This is a genomic window from Bacillota bacterium (genome assembly GCA_024655925.1).
GTDB lineage: Bacteria > Bacillota > DTU025 > DTU025 > JANLFS01 > JANLFS01.
This window is the reverse complement of record JANLFS010000033.1, coordinates 1-5,341: the sequence shown is the minus strand read 5'-3', so window position 1 is coordinate 5,341 and position 5,341 is coordinate 1. Positions and strand designations below refer to the sequence as shown.

7 protein-coding genes are annotated in these 5,341 nt (G+C 59.0%); all 7 read left to right on the top strand.

Annotation, left to right across the window (positions count from 1 at the left end; genetic code table 11):
* Positions 1–566, top strand: a 566-nt coding sequence (gene queA, locus NUW23_06780) for a tRNA preQ1(34) S-adenosylmethionine ribosyltransferase-isomerase QueA (protein ID MCR4425884.1), incomplete at its 5' end; no start/stop codon positions are given.
* 13 nt (positions 567–579) lie between these two features.
* Positions 580–1,692 carry a tRNA guanosine(34) transglycosylase Tgt gene (gene tgt / locus NUW23_06775; GenBank protein MCR4425883.1) on the top strand — a complete coding sequence of 371 codons (1,113 nt, stop codon included), beginning with the start codon at positions 580–582 and terminating at the stop codon, positions 1,690–1,692.
* Positions 1,693–1,723: 31 nt separating this feature from the next.
* Positions 1,724–2,026: a preprotein translocase subunit YajC gene (gene yajC, locus NUW23_06770; GenBank protein ID MCR4425882.1), complete on the top strand. Its 303-nt coding sequence runs from the start codon at positions 1,724–1,726 to the stop codon at positions 2,024–2,026.
* 38 nt (positions 2,027–2,064) lie between these two features.
* Positions 2,065–2,838 carry a hypothetical protein gene (locus NUW23_06765; GenBank protein ID MCR4425881.1) on the top strand — a complete coding sequence of 258 codons (774 nt, stop codon included), beginning with the start codon at positions 2,065–2,067 and terminating at the stop codon, positions 2,836–2,838.
* Between the two features lie 72 nt (positions 2,839–2,910).
* Positions 2,911–3,579 carry an HD domain-containing protein gene (locus NUW23_06760; GenBank protein ID MCR4425880.1) on the top strand — a complete coding sequence of 223 codons (669 nt, stop codon included), beginning with the start codon at positions 2,911–2,913 and terminating at the stop codon, positions 3,577–3,579.
* 96 nt (positions 3,580–3,675) lie between these two features.
* Positions 3,676–4,941, top strand: coding sequence for a protein translocase subunit SecD (gene secD / locus NUW23_06755; GenBank protein ID MCR4425879.1), 1,266 nt, complete (start codon positions 3,676–3,678; stop codon positions 4,939–4,941).
* Positions 4,938–5,341 (top strand): hypothetical protein (locus NUW23_06750; GenBank protein ID MCR4425878.1); only part of this gene is annotated, 404 nt, incomplete at its 3' end. The genes secD and NUW23_06750, both read left to right, overlap by 4 nt.

Genomic DNA, 5,341 nt, shown 5'->3' with positions numbered 1-5,341 from the left:
TCCACGCACCCCTGAGTGACGCCGAGCGCTATCAGACGGTCTATGCGCGCGTGCGGGGGTCGGTGGCCGCGCCCACGGCGGGGCTGCACTTCACTCCCGAACTCCTTGAGGAGATTGAGGCGAATGGGGTGAGGGTCGTGAAACTCACCCTGCATGTGGGGTTGGGCACTTTCAGGCCTGTCAAGACCCAGAAGGTCGAGGATCATGTGATGCATTCCGAGCCCTACCGGCTCTCACAAGAAGCCGCCCAGGCCGTGAACGCCGCCCGGCGCGCTGGGGGGCGGGTGGTCGCAGTGGGGACAACAGTGGTGCGGACTCTGGAGACGCTCGCAGGGCCATCCGGAGAGATCGCCGCGGGAGAAGGGACAACGGGCATATTCATCTACCCCGGACACGTCTTCCGCGGCGTGGACGCGATGGTGACCAACTTTCACTTGCCCAAATCCACACTTCTCATGATGGTCTCTGCCTTCGCAGGGCACGAGTTGATTCTCCGGGCTTACCGGGAAGCTGTCGAGAGAGAGTACAGGTTCTTCTCTTTCGGCGATGCCATGTTGATTCTGTGAGGTGTTACGAATTATTCCGGTCAGACTCGAAGTCATCAGCACCTGCTCCAGGACGCGGGCGCGCGCTGGAGTGCTGACTACGCCCCACGGCGAGATCAAGACCCCTGCATTCATGCCAGTCGGCACCCAGGGCACTGTGAAGACAGTAACCCCGGACGAACTCCGGGAGATCGGCGCGGGCATAATCCTGTCAAACACATACCATCTCTACCTCAGGCCAGGCCACGAACTGATAGCGAGGGCCGGAGGTCTCCACTCCTTCATGGGTTGGGATGGGGCGATACTGACCGACTCTGGTGGGTACCAGGTCTTCAGTCTCGGACCACTCCGGAAGATCACCGAGGCGGGAGTTGAGTTCCGATCTCACATCGACGGGTCTCCCCACATTTTCACCCCGGAGAAGGTCATGGAGATCCAGATGGCCATTGGGTCGGACATAGCCATGTGCTTCGACGAATGCCCGCCCTACCCGAGCGAATTCGACTACGCCGACCACTCACAGGCCAGGACAACCAGGTGGGCGGAGAGGTGCCTCGCTTCCCACACCAGGCCTGATCAGGCGCTCTTCGGGATTGTGCAGGGCGGAACCTATGCTGAACTCAGAAAACGGTCTGCGGCGGATCTCGTGTCTCTGGGGTTCCCAGGCTACGGCATAGGGGGACTCTCCGTCGGGGAACCCAAGGAACTCATGTATGAGATGCTGGATGTGACTGTCCCCTGCCTGCCGGAGGACAAGCCCAGATACCTCATGGGGGTCGGGTCCCCGGATGCGCTCTTGGAGGGAGTAGCCCGGGGGGTGGACATGTTCGATTGTGTTCTCCCTACCAGAATCGCGCGGAACGGCACGGTGTTCACCGGAGAAGGCAGGATCATAGTGCGAGACGCCAGCTACCAGGATGATTTCCGCCCGCTGGACCCTGAGTGTGACTGTTATGCTTGCAGGCATTTCAGTCGCGCCTACATTCGCCATCTTCTCAAAGCTGGGGAGGTTCTGGGCATCAGATTGACTTCCATTCACAACCTCCGGTTTCTCGTCAAGATGATGGAAGACATGCGAGACGCCATCCTCTCGGGCACTTTTGAGGAACTGCGGAAGGAAAAGTGGCAGATCTGGTATAATAACTAGCGGACAACGTTGCTTGGGGGGGTAGTGTAAGATGCCGGCGGGCCAGACTCAGAGCCTATTCAGTGCGCTTCTGCCTTTTGTGATCCTGCTCGTAGTCTTTTACTTCATGTTGATCAGGCCTCAGCAGGCCCAGAAGAAGAAGCGAGAACAGATGCTTGCGGGCCTTCGTAAAGGCAACCGCATCATAACGATAGGCGGTATCCATGGCGAGATCCTCGACATCAAAGACGACGTGATGACAGTGAATATCTCCGATCAGCCCGACAAGGTAGTGGTGAGATTCTCACGATGGGCTGTCCAGGAAGTTCTTGGCAAGGAGAACCAACCCTCCTGATGTTCCCACTCCTCACAGTCGCAAGGAGGCCGCTGCTCATGGTGAAGAGGTTCTCGGCGTTAGCAATGGTGGTATGCTTCATCGTGACTCTGCCTGCTATGGCTTCTCCGTTGGACCGCGCCGAGGCCCGGGCTGTGGAGTACGTCACTGCCTTCCAGAAGGGAGAGTGGGCTCGGGCGGAGGCGCTGGCGTCGGACGCGGCCTTGAGTTGGGTGGAATATGTGGGAGCGAGAGACGCCAAGACCGATGGGATCCTGACTACGGACCGCGTGGAATCGGCCGCAATTGGTGAGAGCGTTCGCGCGAAGGTGTACTACACCAATTCCGAAGGGCAGATCAGAGTCAGATACCTGAAACTCAAACAGGTTTCCGGCGACTACTTCGTTGTGGACGACCGGATGCTCGGACGGGATTGGGTTTCCCTCTCTTACCGTAAAGGTCTTTTCCCGACACCTCAGGAGATCGACGGAGTGAGAATCACTGTCGTCGGGCTGTTGGAAGTTCAGCCCGAGATCAAGATCGACTTCGTGATTGAGAACTCGCCTACGGGCCGTGAACGACTGGTCCTGCCGTCGCTCGAGGCGTTCTACGTGGTAGACGCGGACGGCCAGGTCAAGAAGAAGTACTTCGCCAATCCACCCCAGGTTGTCCCCGAGAAGCCCGTCGGGCCCGGACAGAAGATCAGGTCCTATGCGATCATGCCGTACTGGCACGTGGATCCGGTCTTCCAGGGGAAGGCGTGGAAGAAGGTGGGCTGGGTGCTGTACATCCCGTTTGGCCCAGTTGACCAGTTCGCTTTTGACTACATGTAGTGAGGGTACGGAACATTGATTGGCCGCGCCCACCGTGGCGCGGCTTTCTCACGAGGAAGGGGGTGTGTCGAAGTGGGAAGCTCAGTTCAACTCAAAGACGTGAAACAGCATAGAACGGTGGATGCCTTCCTCAAACGGGCGAGTCTGAACCTTGAAGCAATGGGGTACACAGAGCATGGTTACCGCCACGCCAACTTGGTGTCCAGCATCGCTCACAATGTGCTGATCCGACTCAACAAGCCGCACAGGGATGCTGAATTAGCTTCCATAGCAGGCTATCTCCATGACATCGGGAACGTGATCAGCAGGAATCATCATGGGCAGAGCAGCGCGGTCATGGCAATGCCCATCCTGCTGGAATTGGGAATGCAGCCCGAGGAGCTTGCCACGGTGATGTCGGCCGTGGGCAACCACGAAGAGGAGTACGGTCACCCGGTGAACGATGTCGCCGCGGCTGTCATCCTGGCGGACAAGAGTGATGTACATAGGACTAGGGTCAGCAACCAGAACGTGTCGGCATTTGACATCCATGACAGGGTGTCCTACGCTGCGGTCCGGAGCTTCCTGGACGTGGACGGCGACAGGCGCGTGATCACGCTCTCGGTCACCATCGATACGGAGATCTGTCCGGTCATGGAATACTTCGAGATATTCCTCTCGAGGATGACCATGTGCCGCCGGGCAGCGGAGGTACTGGACTGCCAGTTCAAGTTGGAAATAAATGGTGCGGTCCTGCTATAGTGGGAGAACATGGTCTCGGTTCGCGTTGACAAGCCCCAACGCCGATTCTATAATGGGTTTGTGTGTCAAGAAGGGGGAGAGGGGAGACTTGCGCCAATGAATCGTCGCACGGTATGGGGCCTAGTTTTCGTGGCCCTAGTGGTCGCGGCGACAGCCACGACCGTTTACTTTGAAGGTCGGGAGCGCCTGGCCGAGACGGGCGGGCGGAGCCCACTGCGGCTCGGAATGGACCTCCAAGGAGGCGTCATGCTGGTCATGGAAGTCCAGGAACCGGCCACTGGACCGCTCACCCCCCAGGTCGTTGAGGACGCCCGGCTGGCCATGGAGCGCCGCATCGACCAGTTGGGTATCGTGGAACCTGTGGTAGAGTCCTTGAAAGGTGACAACTGGCGCAGGATCATAGTAAGCCTGCCGGGAGTCACCGACCTTGAGTCCGCCCTCAATGTCGTGGGCAGGCAGGGTTCACTCTCCTTCAAACTGAACGGCGTGACCGTCCTCTCTGGTGGAGACTTGCTCGCAGAGGCCAACGCGGGTTTCTCCTCCAGGACGCGTGAGCCGGCTGTGCACATCGTCCTCAAACCCGCCCACGCCCGGGAGTTCGCCAGGATCACCAGAGAGCACGTTGGGGAGATGATTGAGATCTACCTCGACGACGAGCCAGTGGTGGGAGGTGTGATTCAGACCGAGATCCCGGATGGTCGAGGCGAGATCAGCGGAGGCGACATCGACCTGAAGAAAGCCGCGGAAATATCTGCTATCCTCCGTGGAGGGGTGTTGCCTGCACCGGTCGAGCATAAGGAAACCCGGTTCGTGGACCCGACCCTTGGGGCTGAGATCTCCCGGAAGAGCCTCATTGCCGGCGTGATCGGAATTGCCGCTGTTTTCGCATACATGGTTGCGTTCTACAGAATGCCCGGTGTGCTGGCGTGCCTGGCGCTCTCGCTATACATCGGCATAGTGGCCGCAGTCTTCATGAGCCTCGGGGCCACCCTCAGTCTGGCAGGCATCGCGGGGTTCATTCTCTCCATCGGCATGGCGGTGGACGCTAACATCATCATATTCGAGCGTATCAAAGAGGAACTACGAAGCGGCAAGAGGGTCAGGTCTGCGGTCGAGGCTGGGTTCACCCGGGCTTGGAGCGCCATCCTCGACGGCAATGCAACCACTCTGATCGCCGCGGCGATCCTGTTCTACTTCGGCTCAACGAGGGTGCAGGGATTCGCGCTGACTCTGTCCATCGGCATCCTAACGAGCATGTTCACGGCGATCGTGATCACCCGGATACTCCTGCGCGCGGTGACAGATCCCAGGACAAGCCTCGGACCGAGGTTCTTCGGCGCACTGGGGGGTGAACGCAAGTGATCACGCAGTTCAGGTTCATGTCCAGAAGCAGGCTCTTCCTTACCATCTCCGGAGTGGCCATTGTCGTGAGCATAGCTGCTCTCCTGATAGGTGGGCTCAATCTCGGGATCGACTACACATCGGGCACCCTGTTCTGGCTCAAGTTCGAGCGTGACGTAATGCCGGACGAGATACGGCAGGTTCTGGCGGATCCGGCGCTCGCAGACCTCAAGCTCGGGAAGGGCATGATCCAGCGGATAGGCGAGCAGCAGTTCACCCTGAGAGTGCCGTCACTCCAACCTGACCAACAAGACCGGGTGATGGATGCCCTCCGGGCAGCGTTCGGACGAGTGAGCAGCCGTGGGGTTGACCAGGTAGATCCGAGGATAGGGAGTGAACTTACAAGGAATGCCCTGGTGTC